The following is a 20,030-nucleotide window of genomic DNA, read 5'->3' as shown; positions in this document are numbered from 1 at the left end:
CGCTCAACGCGGCTTGGCCGGCATCGGGAACGGCGTGACGACTTTTTCGCCACTGGCCGCGTCGCGGATCGCGCTGGCGCCCTTCTTCTCCACTTCCTCCACGCGCACGATGCTCTGCATCGGCAGGTGCAGCACGCGGGTATTGCCGAACTCCTCGCGTAGGCGTTCCTCGGTCGGGTCCACCACCAGGCCGTCATGCACGTCGAACACCAGCTCGCCGACCTCGGTGAAGCCCCACAAAGCGTTGGATGAGCTGACCTGGCGCGCGTACAGCTCGTACACTTTGCCGTGGTTGAGAAAGGTCACCTTGTAGAGCGGCTTGGACATGGCCTGGGTCGATGGAAAGCGAAAGGGATGCCGCAGAAGTGGTGGCGCGTTGCGCGCATTTCCACCGCCGTGCTCAATAGCCGTGGCGCCGGCGCATCCGCCGCGCGATCGCCGCGCGTACGAACAGCGCGAACACGATGCCGAACACGAACCCCGCCAGGTGCGCCGACCACGCCACCGCGCCGAACGCCGGCCCGATGTAGGCGAACACCACCTGCAAGATCGCCCACACCCCGATGAGCACGGCGGCCGGCGCCTTGACGAACTGCAGGAACAAGCCCAGCGGCACGACCACGCCGAGCTTGGCATTGGGGAACAGCGCCAGGTACGCGCCGATCACCGCCGACACCGCGCCGCTGGCGCCGATGATCACCCGGTCCGGCGCGCCGATCACCAGCACCGCGGCCAGGTTCGACACCGCGCCGCCGATGAGGAACAGGAGCAGGAACCGCCACGGCCCCATCGCACGCTCGGCCGGCAGCCCGAAGATCAGCAGGAACACCAGGTTGCCCAGCAGGTGCGCCCAGTCGGCATGCAGAAACAAGGCGGTGAACAGGCGCAGCACCGAGCCATCGGTGAAACCGGCGCGCCAGTCCCCGGGTGTATCCAGGCCGCCGGTCAGTGCGCCCCATTCCAGCAACAGCCCGCGGTACAGGCCGATGGGCCGCGTCACCGCCCACAGGAAGGCCAGCCAGAGCAGCGCGAACAGCACCGGCGTGGCCCAGCGTACGGAGGCCTTGCGGCGAGATGGGGTTGAAATGAACACGAGGCAGGATGATCCAACTGCGATGGCGGGCATGCCAGCCCTGGCCTGAACCCGACTAAAATCTAATCTGAACGTTAGAGATGCGTTAGCCCGAATCGTTATACTGACATACGCCGTCGTATGTCGGGAGGGGATTCCGGCGCGCAGGGAACCGCACCTAGTGGCGGTTCCAGGCGCGACGACGCGGGCAGTTCCACATTATGTCTTCCGGAGATCATTCAATGCTGTCTTCCCAGAACCTGTTTCGTGTTTCCCTGCTGGCCGTCGGTATCACCGGCGCGCTCGTCAGTGGCCACGCCCACGCAGCCGCCTTCCAGCTGAAGGAAAACAGCGCCAAGGCCCAGGGCCGCGCGTTCGCTGGCTCGGCCAGTGCCCCCGGTGATACCGCCGTGGTGGTGAACAACCCGGCCGCCATGCGCCTGCTCGAAGGCCGCCAGCTGGAGTTCGGCGTCAGCGCCATCAGCTTCGGCGCCGACTTCAAGGGCAGCGGCCGTTACGTCGGCCCGACCGGTGCCGGCACCGGCACCGCGATCAGCGGCGGCGACGGCGGCGACGCCGGCACGATCGCGGCTGTCCCGGCGATCTACTTCACCACCCCGATCAGCGACAACATGCACCTGGGCGCCTCGCTCACCGTGCCGTACGGCTTCAAGACCGAATACGACCGCGACTGGGTCGGCCGCTACCAGGGCATCAAGACCGAGCTGCAGGCCATCGACGCCGGCCTGTCGTTCTCCTACGACGTCAATCCGTGGGTGTCCTTCGGTGCATCGGTGTTCGCCGAGCGCCTGGACGTGGACCTGAGCAACGCGATCGACTTCGGCACCGCGCTGTATGCCCAGCGCGTGCCGGGCTTCGCCCCGGGCAGCGCGGACGGCTACTCGCGCATCAAGGGCGACAGCACCGAAGTGGGCTTCACCCTCGGTGGCCTGTTCAGCATCGATGAGAACACCCACATCGGCCTGACCTATCGCTCGCAGGTCGACCACAAGATCGACAACGGCAAGGCCTACTTCGATGTCCCGGGCCAGGCCGCCGCCGTGCTCGCCGTGGCCGCGCCGGGTCAGTACGTCGACACCGACGGCAAGGCCAAGATCATCCTGCCGGCCACCGCGACCGCCAGCTTCACCCACATCGTCAACGACCAGTGGACTGTGATGGCGGACGTGACCCGCACCGCGTGGAGCAAGTTCGACAAGGTCACCGTCGACTTCGCTTCGGCCCAGCCGGATACCACCCTGGCCTTCAACTACCGCGACACGACCTTCGTCTCGATCGGTGCCGACTACAAGGTGAGCGATGCGCTGACCTTCCGTGGCGGCCTGGCCTATGACCAGACCCCGACCCAGTCCGAGTACCGCGACGTGCGCGTGCCCGACACCACCCGCAAGTGGCTGTCGCTGGGCCTGACCTGGACCCCGTCGGCCAGCAGCGAGTGGAACGTGGGCTACACCCACCTGTTCACCACCGATCCGACCGTCAACGAGACCTCGGTGACCGCCAGCACGCTGGCCGGTTCGTTCGATGTGACCGGCGACATCCTGGCCGGTTCGTACACCTACAAGTTCTGATCGCGCGCGCCGGCGCTGCCGGCACGCACTTCAAACTTGCAGTGAAGACACCCCGCCTTGTGCGGGGTTTCTTTTGGGGCGGTGTTAGCTTGCCTAGTGCGTTCTTGCCGTCAGGCGGCTTCGTGCAGTTCCACGCGGTTGCGGCCACCGTGCTTGGCCGCGTAGAGCGCGCGGTCGGCCAGGTCCATCAGTTCGTGCACGGCCATCTGTCGCGCGGTGCAGGCGACGCCGACGCTCACGCCGACGTGCAGGCCCTGATGCTGCGGCAGCTGCATCTGCTCGGTCGCCACGCGGATGCGCTCGGCCAGCTGCGCGGCTTCGTCGCAGTCCAGGCCGACGCTGACCACCACGAATTCCTCGCCGCCGGTGCGCGCGAACAGATCGTCCTGGCGGATGCAGCGGCGCACCGTGTCGGAAAACGCCTGCAGCACGCGGTCGCCGGTGTGGTGACCGTGCGCGTCGTTGATCGCCTTGAAACGGTCCAGGTCCAGCGCCAGCACCGCCACACCATCAGGGATCGCCGCGGCACCGGGCGCGCGGCGCTCGTCCAGGCCGTGGCTGAGGCCGCGCCGATTGAGCGCGCCGGTGAGTGGGTCGATCAGGGCACTGCGCCGCAAGGCTTCGGCCGCGTGGAAGCTGGTCAGGGTCAGCATGCAGAAGTTGAGCATGAACCACAGCGCCAGATCGGTGCTGACCCACATGTCGTCGATGCCGAACAAGCCCTTGAACCAGCCCGGCACCACGCTGCTGTAGATGCCGATCAGCAGCGTGCAGGCGGCCATCATCAGGCGCGCGGGGACGCGATCGGGCGTGCCGTTCAAGTGGCGCAACTGCCAGATCATCACCGCCAGGGCCAGCACCTCGACGATGCTCAACGCCACGCCCTGCGAATCCTGGGTGCCGGCGATGCACCACGCGCCGACCGGCAGCAGGATGGCCAGCGGCATCCAGATCAGCTCGCGCTTGCGCAGGTGACGTTGCTGGACGAACTGCAGCACCGCCAGGGCCAGGCCGGTCATGCCGATGGCGGCGGCGATGCCGGCCAGGTTGGTGGCCAGCATTGCGGCCACCGGATGGCCGCGGTCGCGTAGGGCTTCGGTCACCACGTCGATCGAGGCCGCGCCCAGGGTGTACACCAGGTGCGCCGCGCCCCAGGTGCTGATGCCATGCAGCGAGCGCGAGATCCGGCCGACATACAGGAACAGGAAAAACAGCACGATCGACAGCGTGCAATCGCTGATCAGGCTGAAGAACACCGAGTTGGCCATGGGCAGGTCCCCCTATGGGCGACAGCGTGCGTCGCCACTGCTGTGACGCACAGCGCAGCAAAGACCGTGCCACCGTATTCATTTTCCACACAAGTGTGAAGTCGTTCGCGATTTGTGATGCATCGCGACAATGATCGCGCTGCCAAGGTGGGCGCCTTGAAGGCGCAGGCGGCGCTTTCAGCCCCGATGCGTCACCTGCGCCGGGACGCGGTATCAGCGCCAAGGCGTCTCCACCTTTGGTGCAATGGCCGCAGGCGTCGTGTCGTGCTCCGCGTCATCCTGGCGGGCGCTGGTTTCGGGTGGCGAACGAAGCAAACCGCTTGCTGCGTGCACTCGCGTGCGATCGCCACTAGACGCGTGCCGCATCGACGGCGCCAAGTCCTTGAGCGGCCGCCAATTTATGTGCGCTTGCACAATTCCCGGCTTGGTTGCCGGGGTCTGCCCCCGCGGCTACCATTCAGGTGTTTTCCGCAGCGTGACAGGTGCGGGGCGGCGACATGATCGAGGTGATGTCACAGGGGCCGGAGGGACGCGGCACGCAGCTCACGTTGCGGCCACCCAGGGCCTTGGATGCTTCCGGGTTCATGCGGCTGTTCGCGGCCTGTTCGGCCCTGATGTGGGGTGCGGCAGCGGTGGGCTGGTGGGCCGGCAATGTGTTCGCGCCCCTGTTCGCCGCGCTGCACACGGTCTTGGTCGGAGCCGCATTGCGGGCGGTATGGAAATCCGGGCAGCGCGATGAAGTGATCGCGATCGGCCCGGAACTGGTAGAGGTGCGGCGCTCGACGCAGCCCGCCCCCGCGTTCCGCGCGCATCCCTACTGGGTGCGGCTGGGAACCGGAGGCGAGGATGGCTTGGTGACGCTCTCCTCCAGCGGACGGATCGTTGAAGTGGGAGCGCTTCTGGGTCCGGACGAACGGAAGGCTTTGGCAACACAGTTACGCGCTTTACTGGCGGCCGCGCTGCGGCCGTGACCGATGACACTGGGTGGGGTCTAGGCAATGACGCAACTGAAGGCTTGGTGCAGGCACGCTGGCGTGCTGCTGGCACTGGCGGGACTTCCGGGGATGGCACTGGCCCAACAGGCCGATCCCAAGGAATGGCAGCTCAACATGGGCAAGGGCGTGACCCATACCGCCCGGATGGCCTATGAAGCGCACATGGTGGCGCTGTGGGTGTGCGTGGTCATCGGCGTCATCGTGTTCGGCGCGATGGGCTATGCGATGTTCAAGTTCCGCAAGTCCAAGGGCGCGGTCGCAGCGACCTTCAGCCACAACACCACGGCCGAGCTGATCTGGACCATTGTGCCGGTGATCATCCTGGTGGTGATGGCCTGGCCGGCCACGGCCAAGCTGATCGCCATGTACGACACCCGCGATTCGGAAATGACTATCAAGGTCACCGGCTACCAGTGGATGTGGAAGTACGAATACCTGGGCCAAGGCGTGGAATTCACCAGCCGCCTGGACCGCGGTTCGGACCAGATGCGCCAGTCCGGCCAGGTGCCGACCGTCGCCTCCAACCCGCATTACCTGCTGGACGTGGACCATCCGCTGGTGCTGCCGGTGGATACCAAGATCCGCTTCGTGATCACCGCCGATGACGTCATCCACTCCTGGTGGGTGCCGGCGCTGGGCTGGAAGCAGGACGCGATCCCAGGCCTGATCAACGAGGCCTGGACCAACATCGAAGAACCCGGCGTCTACCGCGGCCAGTGCGCCGAGCTATGCGGCAAGGACCACGGCTTCATGCCGATCGTGGTGCGCGCGGTGTCCAAGGCCGAGTTCCAGCAATGGCTCGCCACGCAGAAGCCGGACGCGCCCGCTGCGCCGGCACCCGCGGAAGGTTCGCCCGCACCGGATGTCACGCCCGAGCAGGCCGCGCCCGCGGCCAGCGCCAGCGTCGCGCCCGCCGCTACTGAAGCAGCGCCTGCGTCCCCGCAGGCCTGATCTTTCCGCCACATCGCTGCTTTCGAGGAACACGCCCCATGGCCCACTCCGCCGCAGAGCATCACGACGATCACCATGCGCACAAGCAGGGTTTCGTCGAGCGCTGGTTCTTTTCGACGAACCACAAGGACATCGGCACGCTCTACCTGATCTTCAGCTTCATCATGTTCGTGATCGGTGCGGCGATGAGCGTCGTCATCCGCGCTGAGCTGATGGAGCCGGGCCTACAGTTCGTCAAGCCCGAGTTCTTCAACCAGATGACCACCGTGCATGCGCTGGTGATGATCTTCGGCGGCGTGATGCCGGCCTTCGTCGGCCTGGGCAACTGGATGATCCCGCTGCAGATCGGCGCGCCGGACATGGCGCTGCCGCGCATGAACAACTGGTCGTTCTGGCTGTTGCCGGTGGCGTTCTCGATGCTGCTGCTGACGCTGTTCCTGCCCGGCGGTGCACCGGCCGGTGGCTGGACGCTGTATCCGCCGCTGTCGCTGCAGGGCGGCGCGAACGTGGCCTTCAGCGTGTTCGCCATCCACGTGGCCGGCATCAGTTCGATCATGGGCGCGATCAACATCATCGCCACCATCCTCAACATGCGTGCGCCGGGCCTGGACCTGCTGAAGATGCCGATCTTCACCTGGACCTGGCTGATCACCGCCTTCCTGCTGATCGCGGTGATGCCGGTGCTGGCAGGCGCGGTGACGATGCTGCTGACCGATCGCTTCTTCGGCACCAGCTTCTTCAACGCGGCTGGCGGCGGCGACCCGGTGATGTACCAGCACATCTTCTGGTTCTTCGGCCATCCCGAGGTCTACATCATGATCCTGCCCGCCTTCGGCGTGGCCAGCGAGATCATCCCGACCTTCAGCCGCAAGCCGCTGTTCGGCTACCAGGCGATGGTCTATGCGACCGCGTCGATCGCGTTCCTGTCCTTCATCGTGTGGGCGCACCACATGTTCGCCGTCGGCATGCCGCTCGGTGGCGAGCTGTACTTCATGTTCGCCACCATGCTCATCGCCATCCCGACCGGCGTGAAAGTGTTCAACTGGGTCTCCACGATGTGGAAGGGCTCGCTGAGCTTCGAAACGCCGATGCTGTGGGCGGTGGCGTTCGTGATCCTCTTCACCATCGGCGGGTTCTCGGGCCTGATGCTGGCGATCGTGCCAGCTGACTTCCAGTACCACGACACCTACTTCGTGGTGGCGCACTTCCACTACGTGCTGGTGACCGGCGCGGTGTTCTCGATCATCGCGGCCACCTACTACTGGTGGCCGAAGTGGACCGGACGCATGTACAGCCAGTTCTGGAGCAAGTTCCATTTCTGGTGGACGGTGGTGTTCGTCAACGTGCTGTTCTTCCCTCAGCACTTCCTCGGTTTGGCGGGCATGCCGCGTCGCATCCCGGACTACAACGTGGTGTTTGCCGACTGGAACTTCATCAGCTCCATCGGCGCTTACGGCATGTTCCTGACGCCCTTCATGATGGCCGCGATCCTGGGCTGGTCGTTGAAGAAGGGCGAGCGCGCCGAGGCGCGTTCCTGGGAAGCGGCCAAGGGCCTGGAGTGGACAGTGCCTTCGCCGGCGCCGGCGCATACCTTCACCACGCCGCCGGTGCTCAAGCCCGGTGACCTGGCCCACGAGGACATCGGGCACTGATGGCCGCGCCACGCGCCCCGATGGATGAAGCCCAGCGTCGTCGCCGCGCGACGCGCACCACCGCGCTGATCGCCGGTGGCATCGCCGTGGCGATCTACATCGCCTTCATCCTGTCCGGCGTGCTGCGGACATGAGCGACACCGGCGCGCCGCAGGCACCCGCACAGAACCGCCGCACGGCGGGTCTGCCGCGGATGATCGGCGTGGCCGTGGCGGTGTTCATCCTGACCTTCTCGCTGGTGCCGCTGTACCGGTTGGCGTGCGAGAAGGTGTTCGGCGTGCGCCTGGAGAAAGGCCCTGGCCAGGCGCTGGTTGCCGGTGCGGAAGCCAAGCCGCGCATGGTCACGGTCGAGTTCGATGGCGGGGTCAATTCCAAATTGCCGTGGGCGTTCCATCCGGAAGTGCAGCGCATGCAGGTCACGCCGGGCAAGCTCTACGACGCGCAGTTCTTCGCGCGTAACGAGGGCAAGCGTTCGATCGTCGGCAGCGCGGTGCCGTCGGTGGCGCCGGCGCGCGCCTCGCAGTATTTCGTCAAGACCGAATGCTTCTGCTTCACCGCGCAGACGCTTGAGGCCGGCGAGAGCCGTGACATGCCGGTGCGTTTCATGATCGATCCGGACCTGCCGGCCGATGTGTCCACCGTGACGTTGTCGTACACCTTCTTCAAGAACGATGTGCTCACCGCCCGCCTCAACGGCGCGGCGGCGGCTCCCACGGCGCGCTCGGCGCCTTAAGTCCAAGGAACGCGTGATGGCGCAGACCCACTCCCACGATGCCGATGTCTATTTCGTGCCGCACCAGAGCAAGTGGCCCTTCGTCGGGTCGATTGCGATGTTCGTGCTGATGATCGGCGTGGCCAGCTGGCTCAATGACGCGGCCTGGGGCCGGTGGATGTTCTTCATCGGCATCGCGATGCTGGCGGCGACCTTGTTCATGTGGTTCGGCGATGTCATCCGCGAGTCGGTCGCTGGCAGCTACAACAAGCAGGTCGATGTGTCCTTCCGCATGGGGATGGTGTGGTTCATCTTCTCGGAGGTGATGTTCTTTGCCGCGTTCTTCGGCGCGCTGTTCTACACGCGCACGCTGTCGCTGCCGTGGCTGAGCGGCGTCGGCGATGGCGTGATGACCAACGCGCTGCTGTGGGAAGGCTATTCGGCCGGCTGGCCGACCAACGGGCCGGCGGCGGTCGGCGGGCAGTTCCAGACCATCCCCGCGTGGGGGCTGCCGCTGATCAACACGCTGATCCTGCTGACCTCCGGCGTGACCCTGACCATCGCCCACCACGCGCTCAAGGCCGGGCATCGCAGCATGGTGCTGACCTGGCTCGGTTTGACCGTGCTGCTGGGCATCACCTTCCTGTATTTCCAGGTGACCGAGTACGTCCACGCCTACCACGCGTTGAACCTGACGCTGGGCTCGGGCATCTACGGCTCGACGTTCTTCATGCTCACCGGCTTTCACGGCGCGCATGTGTTCTTGGGCACGCTGATGCTGGCCATCATGTGGCTGCGCGTGCTCAAGGGCCACTTCACCAAGGACAACCACTTCGCCTTCGAAGCCGCGGCGTGGTACTGGCACTTCGTCGACGTGGTGTGGCTGGCGCTGTTCCTGTTCGTCTACGTGCTCTAAGCGCGTCGTGCGCCGACGCAACCGGCGCGTCCGGTTGCGTTACGGTGTGATCCCATGTGGCTTGATCACACCGCTCCAGATGCCCAGCACCACCAGCGCGAACAGCGCGACCGACAGGCCGATGCGCCAACTCAGTGCGCGTACGGTGCGTTTGGTCTGGCCGCGGTCGACCAGCAGGTAATACAGGCCGGCGCCGAGGTTCCACACGATCATGATCAGGAAGGCGACGATCAACAGCGTTTTGAGCGAATCGTTCATGCGCACCTCGGTGCGGCGCGATGCCGCATGAGCCGATTATCGCAGTCGCTTCGGCGCCGCGTGTGAGCCGGCGTCGCATGCCGCTGGCCGCGGGTTGGACGCTGGCGATCCTGGTCGCCGTCGGTTTCAGCGCGCTGGGGGTATGGCAATACGGTCGCGCCGAACAGAAGCGCGCGCTGCTGGCGCAGGTCCAGCACACGCTGCAGGCACGCCAGCCGGTGCCGCTCTCGGTCGCCGCGCAGGACGCGCGTGTTGACGGCATCGATTGGGCGGCGGGGCAGGGGCGGTTCGCCGACGGGCCGGCGGTCTTGCTGGACAACCAGGTGCGCGATGGCCAGCCGGGCGTGCGGGTCTATCGGCCGTTCCTGCCTGCGAACGGCGGGCCTGCATTGCTGGTGGAACTGGGCTGGCAGCCGCTGCGCGGTGATCGCGCGCTGCCGGTGATCGCGCCGTTGCCTGGATCGCGTCAGATTTCGGGATTGCTTGTTGCACCACCTTCGCCCGGCCTGATCCGCGGCGCGGCGGTGGCGCAAGGCGATGGCGACCTGCTGGTGGTGGCCTTGCAGCCGGCCACGCTGGCGGCGGCTTTGAAGCTGAAAACCCTTGCGCCACGGGTGTTGAAGCTCGATCCGGCGCTGCCGATCGGCTATCCGCGCGACCTGGACGTGCTGCCCAACACCCTGCCGCCTGAGCGCCACCTGGGCTATGCGGTGCAGTGGTTCGGGCTGGCGCTGGCGGTGCTGGCCACCGCGGCGGTGCTCACGTGGCGGCGCCGGGGCGCTGCGCGTGAGAAAATGGGGGCATGACGCTCCCTGACGTTCCTCCTGGCCGCCGCCGCGGCCGGCTGATCCTGCTTGGCCTGTTCGTGCTGTTTTTCGGCAGCGTGCTGGGGGCGGGCGTGCTGCGCTTCTCCGGCTGGCAGCCCGATGGCATGAAGAACCACGGCGAGCTGCTGCATCCGCCGGGCGACGTGCGCGCGCTCAAGCCGGCGCTCGCCGATGGCGGAACCTACGACTGGGTCCAGCCACAGCGCACCTGGCGCATCGTGCTGGCGCCGCCGGCCGATTGCCTGGACGCCTGCGTGGCACTGTCCAGACAGCTGGACACGGTGTGGCAGCTGTTCGGCCACAACGCCGATCAGGTCCACATCCTCTGGATCGGCACGCCGCCGCCCGGCGCGGCCCATCCGGCGGCGCTGCGCGTGCTAGCGCGCGATCCGGCGCTGCTGGCCGCGCTTCCGCGGCTGGACGACCCGGCCGGCGTGCCGGTGTATGTGATCGATCCCAATGGCTTTGTCGTGATGCGCTTTGCGCCGGGTTTCGACCCGGCCGACCTGCGCACCGACGTGGCCAAGCTGCTGAAACTTCTTTGACTTTGCGAACCCCACCGTAATGCCTGCTTCCCTACGCCTGCCGTTCCGGCACTTCCACCGCATCGCCTGGCTGGCCGCCTTGATGACGGCCAGCACGATTGTCTTTGGCGGTTTCGTGCGCCTGTCCGATGCTGGCTTGAGCTGCCCGGACTGGCCGACCTGTTACGGCCGCGCCGCATGGCCGCAAGCGCCATCGGAAGTGATCGACCACGCCGCCACCAAGATCCGCCCGCTGGAAACCCACAAGGCCTGGCGCGAGCAGGTGCACCGCTTCCTGGCCGGCATGCTCAGCATCGAGATCTTCAGCCTGGCGCTGATGGCGGTGCGCCGGCGCAAGCTGGGCGTGACCCAGGTGATCGTGTCCGCGGTGCTGGTGGCCGCGGCGATCCCGCTCTACATGAAAGGCCTGCACGTGGCCGCCAGCGTGGTGGCGCTGCTGGGCGAGGGCATCCTGCTGGCCGCGGCGTGGCGCTGGTCGCAGGCCTCGACGCCGGGCGGCGGGAGAGATCTGGCGCGCGTGGCGGTGCTGACCCTGGCGATGATCATCTTCCAGGCGCTGCTGGGCATGTGGACGGTGACCTGGTTGCTCAAGCCCATCGTGGTGATGGGTCATCTGCTGGGCGGACTGGCGACGTTCGCGCTGCTGGTGTGGATGGCCTGGCGCGCGACCCAGCTGCCGATCCGCCTGGGCCAAGCGCTGGTGCTCAAGCGCTGGCTGTGGGTGGCCTTCGGCCTGGTGATCGCGCAGATCGCGCTAGGCGGCTGGGTCAGCGCCAACTACGCGGCGCTGGCCTGCGGTGGCGGCAGCTGGCGCATGGCCAACTTCCCGCAGTGCGTGGGCCAGTGGTGGCCGCCGCATGATTTCCGCGAAGGCTTTACCCTGTGGCGCGGCATCGGCGTGGATTACGAAGGCGGCGTGCTCGATGGCGCCTCGCGCATCGCGATCCAGATGGCGCATCGGCTGATGGCGATCGTCGTGGCCTGCTGGCTGGTGGCCTGCAGCATCCGCCTGTGGCGCGTGCCGGGGATGCGCGGTTGGGCCGTGGGCCTGCTGGCCGCGCTGCTGGCGCAGGTCGCGCTGGGCATCCTCAACGTCAAGCTGGCGCTGCCGCTGGAAGTGGCGGTGCTGCACAACGCCGGCGCGGTGCTACTGACCTTCCTGCTGGTGTCGCTGCTGGCGCGCCTGAAGGTGCCGGCATGAACGCCTCGCGCAGCACGGCCCGCGACTACTGGGACCTGACCAAGCCACGCGTGGTGGCGCTGATCGTGTTCACCGCTTTCGTCGGCATGATCCTGGCGATCCCCGGCCTGCCGACCGCCACCCAGGTGCGCCACGGCCTGCTCGGGTTCCTGGGCATCTGGCTGGCGGCGTCGGCTGCGGCGGCGATCAACCAGCTGCTGGATGCGCGCATCGATGCGCAGATGGCGCGCACCTCGTGGCGGCCGCTGGTGGTGGGCAAGGTCAAGCCGTGGCAGGTGCTGACCTTCGCGTTGGTGCTGACCGTGATCTCGATGGCGATCCTGGTGCTGTTCGTCAACGTGGTCACCGCGGTGCTGACCTTCTTCTCGCTGATCGGCTATGCGGTGATCTACACCGTGTACCTCAAGCGCGCCACGCCGCAGAACATCGTGATCGGCGGCCTGGCCGGCGCCACGCCGCCGCTGCTGGGCTGGGCGGCGGTCACCGGCATGACCGGGCCGTGGGACTGGGGCCACAGCCTGCTGCTGGTGCTGATCATCTTCGTGTGGACGCCGCCGCACTTCTGGGCGCTGGCGATCTTCCGCCGCGAGGACTACGCCAAGGCGCTGATCCCGATGCTGCCGGTCACCCACGGCGTGGTCTACACGCGCTGGCAGATCCTGTTCTACACGGTGCTGCTGGTGGAGGCGACGCTGCTGCCGGTGCTGTTCGGCCTGAGCGGCCTGTTCTACCTGGGCGGTGCGCTGGTGCTGGGCGTGGGTTTCCTCTGGTACGCATGGAAGATGCTGGACCCGCCGGATGAGTTCTTCGCCATGCGCACCTTCCGCTACTCGATCGTGTACCTGATGGCACTGTTCGCCTTCCTGCTGGTGGACCACTGGCTGTCGCCGCTGCTGCCGGGCATCGCCGGCCGCAGCCTCGGTTGATGTCGCCGGGTTTGCACTCCGGCGCGCGGCACACGACGATGCAGGGGCGGGCCGGCGGAGGCGCCGGCCGCGCCAGGTTCCTTTTCACCCAGATCCAGTTCCCATGAGCGCAGAGCGCCGTCGTACCAAACGCAGCCCCCGTTTCACCGAGATCGCGATCGAGGCCGGGGTCAGCCCCAGCACCGTGGACCGCGTGCTCAACGAGCGCGGCAGCGTCTCCGATGCCCTGCGCCGCAAGGTGGTCGAGGCCGCCAAGCGCCTGGGCACCAACCGCCTGATGCCCGACGTGCGCCACGGCGTGCTGCATTTCGACGTGGTGCTGGTGCACAGCGCCACGGCGCATTTCCAACGCATCAACAACGCGCTGGACCGCTATGTCGGGCTGATCGGCTCGCGCGTGACCGTGCATCGCAGCGCCTGGGGCGAACGCGACGACGAGCGCCTGGCGCACTTCCTGGAACATCCGCCGTATCCACGCCACGGCCTGTTGATCGTGGCCCGCGACAGCGATCGCATCCGCCAGGCGCTGCAGGTGGTCAACGCCGCCGGCACGCCGGTGGTGACCCTGTCCAGCGACATCACCGGCATCCATCGCCTGGCCTATGCCGGCATCGACAACACGCTGGCCGGGCGCACCGCGGGGTATCTGGCCGGGCGCTTCACCCGCAGCGCGGGCAAGGTCTGGATTGCGGTGAATTCGCTGGATTTCCGCTCGCATGTCGAGCGTGTGGACGGCTTCAACCAGATCATGGCCGAGCAGTTCCCGCACCTGGATCCGCTGCCGCCGGTGGAGGTGCATGACGATGTCGATCGCGCCTACGCCCAGCTACACGACGCGCTGCGCCAGCGCCACGACATCGTCGCGATCTACAACACCGGCGCGGCCTCGGCCGGCATCCGCCGCGCGCTGCGCCGGCATCCGCTGGCGGTGGCGCCGGTGTGGATCGGCCACGAGGCCACGCGCGAGAGTTCCGAGCTGTTGCGCTCGGGCGACATGGCCGCCACGCTCGACCAGGACCCGGAAGGCCAGGTGTTGTCGGGCCTGCAGCACCTGCTGCACGCCAACGACGAGCTGGACCACGCGCCGGAAGGCCTGACCCGATTCCGACTGATCACGCCGGAAAACCTGGGCCAGTTCGAACTGTTTGCCTGAAGATCCGACGAAAAGCCGTCAAATCCGCCGCCTGTCAGGACGGTCAACTCACAGACGGCTGCGTATCCTCGCAGCCTGTTGTCCACCCCCACCGCGACAGCACGATTCCTCCTGCCGCCAGGCCATGGCGGCACTGAAGCCTCTCGCCGGGTCGCGCCCGGCCTGATCACGACATGCCCTTGGCATGGCGTGGCCGATGGCGTTGTCCGAGGGATCGCGCGAGCGCGCTTTCCCGAAGGATCGCTGCATGTTTTCTCCCCGTGTTTCCCTGCCTGTGGGCGCGCTTGCGCTCGCACTGGCCGCCGCATTGCCCGCTTCCGCGCAGACCACCGACACGATGACCGGCGACTGGGGCGGCACCCGCTCCGCGCTGGAAGCCGATGGCATCAAGCTGGGCTTCGGCTACACCTCCGAGGACGCCTACAACACCAGCGGCGGCACGCGCAGCGACTTTGCCCACGCCGGCCAGCTGACGTTGGACAGCACCTTCGACCTGGGCAAGCTGTGGGGCTGGGACAACACCCAGTTTCGTTTCACCCTGACCCATCGCGATGGCGAGAACCTCAACGACAAGGTCGGCCTGAACCAGCTGCTGCAGTCGCAGGAAGTCTATGGCCGTGGCCGGATCTGGCGCATCTCGAACCTGTGGCTGGGCCACGATTTCGCCGATGGCCGCGTGCAGGTCAAGGCCGGCCGGCTGGCGGTGGGCGATGACTTCGACAACCTCAACTGCGAGTTCATGAGCCTGACCTTCTGCGGCAGCCAGACCGCGATGATCATCGGCGACTACTGGTACAACGGCCCGATCAGCCAGTGGGGCGCGTTGGCCACCGTGTGGATGACGCCGCAGCTCTACCTGCGCGGCGGCGTGTACCAGGTCAACCCGACCTACGCGCGCGAAAGCCACGGCCTGGCGCTCAATCCGTCCGGCACCATCGGCACGCTGACCCCGGTCGAACTGGGCTGGAATCCGCTGTTCGGCGACAAGCTCGACGGTCACTACGCGCTGGGCGGCTGGTATAGCAGCGCGCCGCGCCAGGACGTGTATGCCGACGTCAACGGGGATCCGGCCGCACTGACCGGGCTGGACCTGGCGATGCGCACCGGCGCTTACGGCGGCTATTTCGTCGGCGCGCAGCAGTTCACCCACGGCAACGGCAGCAGCGACAAGGCCGGCCTGCGGGGCTTCTTGAATGCGGTCCAGACCGATCGCCGCACCGGCAGCATCGACCGCACCATCAACCTGGGCCTGACCTACACCGGCCTGGGCACGCGTGCGCACGACCAGCTGGGGCTCGCGCTGGGCGCCACCCACGTCAATGGCCGGCTGGGCGACTACCAGCGCCAGGTCAACACCTTGAACGGCGTGCCGGTGACCGTGCAGAGCGGCAGCGAGTACAGCGTCGAGGCGTACTACGCCTTCGCCGCGACCGGCTGGCTGACCCTGCGCCCGGACCTGCAGTACGTGGTCCATCCCGGCGGCAGCTCGGCCAACCCGGACGTGATGGTGGTGGGCGTCAAGACCAGCATCGCGTTCTGATCGACGCCTTCATGGCGGCCGCGCATTGCGGGGCCGCCGTGCAATCACGCGCGCTTAGTCTGCCGGCGGTTCGGTCGGCAGGCCCTGCGCACGCGCATAGCGCTGGGCGACCACGGCGCACACGATCAGCTGGATCTGGTGGTACAGCATCAGCGGCAGCACGATCGCGCCCAGCGAGCCGCCGGCGAACATCACCTTGGCCATCGGCACGCCGGTGGCCAGGCTCTTCTTGGAGCCGCAGAACACGATGGAAATCTCATCGGCGCGCGCAAATCCCAGCCGCCGGGCGAGGAAGGTGATCAGCACCATCGCCACGGCCAGCAGCACCATGCACAGCACCACCACGGCCAGCAGCGACAGCACCGGCGTATCGCGCCACAGGCCTTCGCGCACCGCCGCACTGAAGGCGGTATAGACCACCAGCAGGATCGTGCTCTGGTCGGTGTAGCGCAGCACCGCGCGGCGTCGTGCCACCCAGCCGCCGATCCACGGCCGCAGCAGGTGGCCAGCCACGAACGGCACCAGCAACTGCAGCAGGATCTTGAACATCGCATCGAGCGGATTGGCCATCGCGCCCTGGCTGCCGACCACCAGCGCCAGGATCACCGGGGTCAGGAACACGCCCAGCAGGCTCGATGCCGAGGCCGACACCACCGCTGCCGGCACGTTGCCGCCGGCCATCGAGGTGAAGGCGATGGAGGACTGCACCGTCGACGGCAGCGCGCACAGGAACAGCAGGCCCAGCGCCAGGCCCGGCGTCACCAGGTGCGTGGCCAGCGGATGCATGACCAGCCCCAGCAGCGGGAACAGCACGAAGGTGCAGGCCAGGATCGTCAGGTGCAGGCGCCAGTGCAGCAGGCCGGCCATCACCGCTTCGCGCGACAGGCGCGCGCCATGCAGGAAGAACAGCGCCGCGATGGCGAAGTCGGTGAAATCGTCCATCCATTCCGCGGCCGTGCCATGCACGGGCAGCAGCGAGGCCAGCAGCACGGTGCCCAGCAGGGTCAGGGTGAAGGGATCGATGCGCAGGCGCTTGAGCAGGTTCACGGCAGGTCGCACAGGCAGGAGCAGGACGCGCAGTTTAAAGGCTGCCACCGCGCGCGCCTTGTCGCAGGCTCATGCGTGCTGTGCATGGGCTCATTCGTTCGGGTGAAGCAGGTGCGTCGAGGGGCGAGTCACGAAGCCGCGCACGAGCGGCTGGGCTGCGCTCAGTGCGCGCCGGCGCGGATCTTCAGCAGCTCGCGCAGTTCGTACTTGTCGGTCTCGTCCAGGCCTTGCGCGCGCTGCTTGTTCAACAGTTCGTCCAGGCGCTGCTGCAGCGTCTGCTTCTCCAGCTGCACCACCGCATCGTGCAGCTCCTGGCGCCAGGTGGCTTCCTCGCCGGGCAGCTCCTGCAGCATCAGCTTCTGTAGCGCGGCCAGTTCCTCGCGCTCGGCGAAATATTCCAGCAGCGCGCCGGGGGTGATTTCCGGGCGTGCCTGGATGATGTCCAGCAGCTCGGTCAGCAGCGCGATGCCGGGCAGGCGCAGCCCGGCGAAGCTGTAGGGCATCGGCACTTCCAGCGCCAGCGACGGCACGTGCAGCAGCAGCACGATCGCGCTGCGCACCAGGCTCGGTCGCTGCTGGGGGCCGCGGGCGGTGTTGCCACGCGATGGCGCGCGCGTCGGTGGCGGTGCCGGCGGCGGATTGGCGCCCACGCCGGTGACCTGGGTCAACTGGGCGCGCATCAGATCGCCGAACGCGCCATCGGGTATCTGCGCCAGCAATGGCTTGGCTTTTTCGGCCAGGCGCGCCTTGCCGTCGAGCGTGCCCAGGTTGATGTCGCGCGCGAGTTCGTCGAAGAAGAACTGCGACAGCGGCGTGCCCTGGGCCAGGCGCGCGGCGAAGCCTTCGGCGCCTTCCTTGCGCACGATGGTGTCCGGGTCCTCGCCATTGGGCAGGAACAGGAAGAACGCCTGGCGCCCGTCCTTCATGCGCGGCAGCACCGACTCCAGCGCGCGCCAGCCGGCGCGCTGCCCGGCCGCGTCGCCGTCGAAGCAGAAATACACATCGGCCGCGTTGCGGAACAGCAGCTCGGCGTGGTCGGGCGTGGTCGCCGTGCCCAGCGTGGCCACCGCGTAGTTCACGCCGAACTGGAACAGGCTCACTACGTCCATGTAGCCCTCCACGACCACCAGCTTCTCGATCTTCTGGTTGGACTGGCGCACCTGCCACAGGCCGTACAGCTCGCGACCCTTGTGGAACAGCGTGGTCTCGGGGCTGTTGAGGTATTTGGGGCCGTCGTCCTTGTCCAGCACGCGCCCGCCGAAGGCGATCGTGCGGCCGCGGCGATCGGCGATCGGGAACATCACCCGGTCGCGGAATTTGTCGTAGACGTGCCCGCGATCGTTCTTGGAGTACATGCCGCCGCGTTCCAGCAGCTGGCTGCGGCGCGCGTCGGTGCCCAGCGCATCCTTCAGCGCGGAAAACCCATCAGGCGCATAGCCGATGCCGAACAGCGTGCGCGTGGCCTCATCCACACCACGCCCGTCCAGGTAGGTCTTGGCCTTGTCGCTGCCGGCGAGCTGGCGCTGGAAGAACTTCGCGCTGGCGTCCATCGCCGCGTACAGGTCACGGCTGTCGTCGTTCTGGTTGCGCTGGGCGGTGTCGCGCGGCACTTCCATGCCGGCGCGCTTGGCCAGTTCATCGACCGCATCGAGGAATTCGAGGCGGTCGTAGTTCATCAGGAAGCTGATCGCCGTGCCGTGCGCGCCACAGCCAAAGCAGTGATAGAACTGCTTGACCGGCGAAACGGTGAACGAGGCCGAGCGCTCGTCGTGGAACGGGCAGCGCGCCGAGTATTCCTTGCCCTGTTTCTTCAGCGGCACGCGCGAGCCGACCACTTCGACGATGTCGGAGCGGGCGAGGAGATCGTCGATGAACGCGTCGGGGATGCGGGCCATGGCAGGCGACTAGGATGCCATGGGCGTCAAGTCCGGGCTGCCTTGCTTTTCTGCGTTTGATGACTGCAAGGCAAAAGCTTTCGTGCCGCGTTGCGGCCCGACCTACTTTCTTTGCTTGTGCAAAGAAGCTAGGCAAAGCAGCGCTTTTCCACAGACGCATGTCTGGTCAACACGCTCCGGGCGGCACGCCTGCTTCGCAGGTTCGCTACGGGGCGAGGGATTTTTCTACGGGACATCCTTGTCCCGTAGAAAAACGCCACGCATCCCTGCGTGGCGCCCCCGTATCAAGTACGGGGCAGGCTCTGCGGGTCTTGGCCTCGTCCCTTTGCCGTGCCTCATGGAGGTTTGGAAGCCAAAGCAAAAGAACCGCAAAAAGCAGTTCTGCTTGCGGCGTTGCCGCTTGAGGCAAGGACGGCCTTGGCTCAGATCCTGGGCGTGCTGTCCTGGTGCGAAGGCAGGTCCTGCGCGGGCAGGGCGTTGGCGTCGGGGTCCACGGCCTGGGGGCGTTCGGTGGAGCTTTGGCGCAGTGCGGCGTCGCGTTCGGCGGCGCGGTGGGCCATGTGGGCGTCCATGCGTTCGTCGATGACCGCGGTGATCAGTGCGCCGATGAAGAACACCACCGTTGCGTAGTACAGCCAAACCAGCATGATCACCATCGCGCCCATGGCGCCGTAGGCGCTGCCGGGATTGGTGCGCGACAGGTACACGCCGATGGCATAGCGGCCGGCGATGAAGAGCCCGGCGGTGATCACCCCACCCAGCAGCGCCTGGCGCCATTCCACCGGCCGGTCCGGCAGGTAGTGGTAGAGGAACCCGAACGCCGCCGCATACAGCGCGAAGGTCAGCGCGTTGCCCAGCACCGGCAACAGCGAGGGCACGTTGTTGAGCACCACCTGCAGTGCGGTGGCGGCCATCATCGAGACGATCAGCAGGAAGCCCAGCCCCAGCACCACGCCGAAGGAAAACACGCGCTTCTTGAGGAAATCCTTGATGCCGCCGGACAGTTCCTTGCGATCGGTATAGAAGATCAGGTTCAGCGCCGCCTGCAGGCGCGCGAACACCGCCGTGGCGCCGATGATCAGCAGCAGCGTGCTCCATAGCCCGGCCAGCGAGCCGACGCTGGGCTGGTTCTTGGCGTTGGCCAGCACGGTCTGCGCGACATCGCCAGCCTGTGGCCCAGCCAGGCCGACGAGCTGGCGCAGCAACTCGTCCTGCGCCGGCGGATACAGCGAAGCGACCAGCCACAGCAGCAGCACCAGCAGCGGGGCAAGCGAGAGCAGCGCGTAGAAGGTCAACGCCGCGGCCTGGGTCATCAGGTCGCTGTCGCCAAAGCGCCGGGCCAGCGCCACCGGCAGGCTGTCCTGCAGCTGCTGCAGGCGCTGGTTGAACTTGTCGGAAGACGGCAGGGGCACGCGCTGCACCGGATATGGACTGCACCCGAGCATGCCCCAGCCCGGTGTCACCGAACGGTGAGCGCGGA

20 protein-coding genes are annotated in these 20,030 nt (G+C 67.0%); 13 read left to right on the top strand and 7 right to left on the bottom strand.

The window, feature by feature from the left end; all coding sequences use genetic code 11:
- Positions 1-3: 3 nt before the first annotated feature.
- Both BMZ17_RS15835 and BMZ17_RS15830 read right to left on the bottom strand, forming a co-directional pair.
- Positions 4-327, bottom strand: a complete 324-nt coding sequence (locus tag BMZ17_RS15835; RefSeq protein WP_093140497.1) for a DUF1820 family protein — start codon at positions 325-327, stop codon at positions 4-6.
- A gap of 73 nt (positions 328-400) precedes the next feature.
- Positions 401-1,093 (bottom strand): rhomboid family intramembrane serine protease, encoded by a 693-nt coding sequence (locus BMZ17_RS15830; RefSeq protein ID WP_093140494.1) that lies wholly within the window; start codon positions 1,091-1,093, stop codon positions 401-403.
- 221 nt (positions 1,094-1,314) lie between these two features.
- Here BMZ17_RS15830 and BMZ17_RS15825 point away from each other — a divergent pair, with 221 nt between their 5' ends.
- On the top strand, positions 1,315-2,664 hold the full coding sequence (locus BMZ17_RS15825; RefSeq protein ID WP_093140491.1) for an outer membrane protein transport protein: 1,350 nt from the start codon (positions 1,315-1,317) through the stop codon (positions 2,662-2,664).
- Between the two features lie 110 nt (positions 2,665-2,774).
- Here BMZ17_RS15825 and BMZ17_RS15820 read toward each other — a convergent pair whose 3' ends face one another.
- Entirely contained in the window at positions 2,775-3,932 is a 1,158-nt protein-coding gene (locus BMZ17_RS15820) for a GGDEF domain-containing protein (RefSeq protein WP_093140487.1), read from the bottom strand.
- Between the two features lie 497 nt (positions 3,933-4,429).
- On the opposite strand from BMZ17_RS15820, the gene BMZ17_RS15815 reads away from it, so the two are divergent.
- The 6 genes from BMZ17_RS15815 to BMZ17_RS15795 are packed head-to-tail and all read left to right on the top strand — an operon-like array spanning position 4,430 to position 9,158.
- On the top strand, positions 4,430-4,903 hold the full coding sequence (locus BMZ17_RS15815) for a DUF2244 domain-containing protein (RefSeq protein ID WP_093142237.1): 474 nt from the start codon (positions 4,430-4,432) through the stop codon (positions 4,901-4,903).
- Between the two features lie 27 nt (positions 4,904-4,930).
- Positions 4,931-5,878: a cytochrome c oxidase subunit II gene (gene coxB, locus BMZ17_RS15810; RefSeq protein WP_093140482.1), complete on the top strand. Its 948-nt coding sequence runs from the start codon at positions 4,931-4,933 to the stop codon at positions 5,876-5,878.
- Between the two features lie 38 nt (positions 5,879-5,916).
- Positions 5,917-7,530, top strand: coding sequence for a cytochrome c oxidase subunit I (gene ctaD, locus BMZ17_RS15805; protein ID WP_093140477.1), 1,614 nt, complete (start codon positions 5,917-5,919; stop codon positions 7,528-7,530).
- Positions 7,530-7,664 (top strand): hypothetical protein, encoded by a 135-nt coding sequence (locus BMZ17_RS21380; RefSeq protein ID WP_256371058.1) that lies wholly within the window; start codon positions 7,530-7,532, stop codon positions 7,662-7,664. The genes ctaD and BMZ17_RS21380 overlap by 1 nt, the downstream gene beginning before the upstream one ends.
- On the top strand, positions 7,661-8,263 hold the full coding sequence (locus BMZ17_RS15800; protein ID WP_093140474.1) for a cytochrome c oxidase assembly protein: 603 nt from the start codon (positions 7,661-7,663) through the stop codon (positions 8,261-8,263). Before BMZ17_RS21380 ends, BMZ17_RS15800 begins: the two co-directional genes overlap by 4 nt.
- Before the next feature lie 16 nt (positions 8,264-8,279).
- Complete coding sequence (locus BMZ17_RS15795; protein WP_093140471.1) at positions 8,280-9,158, top strand: cytochrome c oxidase subunit 3; 879 nt, start codon at positions 8,280-8,282, stop codon at positions 9,156-9,158.
- 39 nt (positions 9,159-9,197) lie between these two features.
- Here the strand turns inward: BMZ17_RS15795 and BMZ17_RS15790 are convergent, their stop codons facing one another.
- Complete coding sequence (locus BMZ17_RS15790) at positions 9,198-9,416, bottom strand: twin transmembrane helix small protein (RefSeq protein ID WP_093140468.1); 219 nt, start codon at positions 9,414-9,416, stop codon at positions 9,198-9,200.
- 77 nt (positions 9,417-9,493) lie between these two features.
- Between BMZ17_RS15790 and BMZ17_RS15785 the strand changes: the two genes are divergently transcribed.
- From BMZ17_RS15785 to BMZ17_RS15760, 6 genes are all read left to right on the top strand, one after another.
- Entirely contained in the window at positions 9,494-10,222 is a 729-nt protein-coding gene (locus BMZ17_RS15785) for an SURF1 family protein (RefSeq protein ID WP_093140465.1), read from the top strand.
- A complete protein-coding gene (locus BMZ17_RS15780) occupies positions 10,219-10,788 on the top strand; it encodes a thioredoxin domain-containing protein (protein ID WP_093140460.1) in 570 nt (189 codons plus the stop codon). Before BMZ17_RS15785 ends, BMZ17_RS15780 begins: the two co-directional genes overlap by 4 nt.
- A gap of 19 nt (positions 10,789-10,807) precedes the next feature.
- Positions 10,808-11,989 (top strand): COX15/CtaA family protein, encoded by a 1,182-nt coding sequence (locus BMZ17_RS15775; RefSeq protein ID WP_093140456.1) that lies wholly within the window; start codon positions 10,808-10,810, stop codon positions 11,987-11,989.
- Positions 11,986-12,915 carry a heme o synthase gene (cyoE, locus tag BMZ17_RS15770; protein WP_093140452.1) on the top strand — a complete coding sequence of 310 codons (930 nt, stop codon included), beginning with the start codon at positions 11,986-11,988 and terminating at the stop codon, positions 12,913-12,915. The genes BMZ17_RS15775 and cyoE overlap by 4 nt, the downstream gene beginning before the upstream one ends.
- Before the next feature lie 103 nt (positions 12,916-13,018).
- Entirely contained in the window at positions 13,019-14,068 is a 1,050-nt protein-coding gene (locus tag BMZ17_RS15765; protein ID WP_093140449.1) for a LacI family DNA-binding transcriptional regulator, read from the top strand.
- A gap of 247 nt (positions 14,069-14,315) precedes the next feature.
- Complete coding sequence (locus BMZ17_RS15760) at positions 14,316-15,608, top strand: carbohydrate porin (protein ID WP_175485638.1); 1,293 nt, start codon at positions 14,316-14,318, stop codon at positions 15,606-15,608.
- 54 nt (positions 15,609-15,662) lie between these two features.
- On the opposite strand, the gene BMZ17_RS15755 is transcribed toward BMZ17_RS15760, so the two are convergent.
- The 3 genes from BMZ17_RS15755 to BMZ17_RS15745 all read right to left on the bottom strand — a co-directional run bounded on the left by BMZ17_RS15755 (position 15,663) and on the right by BMZ17_RS15745 (position 19,962).
- On the bottom strand, positions 15,663-16,655 hold the full coding sequence (locus BMZ17_RS15755; RefSeq protein ID WP_093140443.1) for a bile acid:sodium symporter family protein: 993 nt from the start codon (positions 16,653-16,655) through the stop codon (positions 15,663-15,665).
- Positions 16,656-16,816: 161 nt separating this feature from the next.
- Positions 16,817-18,550, bottom strand: coding sequence for a DNA primase (dnaG, locus tag BMZ17_RS15750; protein ID WP_093140440.1), 1,734 nt, complete (start codon positions 18,548-18,550; stop codon positions 16,817-16,819).
- Positions 18,551-18,972: 422 nt separating this feature from the next.
- Positions 18,973-19,962, bottom strand: coding sequence for a YihY/virulence factor BrkB family protein (locus BMZ17_RS15745; RefSeq protein ID WP_254775385.1), 990 nt, complete (start codon positions 19,960-19,962; stop codon positions 18,973-18,975).
- Between the last annotated feature and the right edge of the window lie 68 nt (positions 19,963-20,030).

It is taken from the genome of Pseudoxanthomonas sp. GM95 (genome assembly GCF_900109775.1).
Classification (GTDB): domain Bacteria; phylum Pseudomonadota; class Gammaproteobacteria; order Xanthomonadales; family Xanthomonadaceae; genus Pseudoxanthomonas_A.
This window is presented reverse-complemented; position numbering and strand designations above follow the sequence as displayed.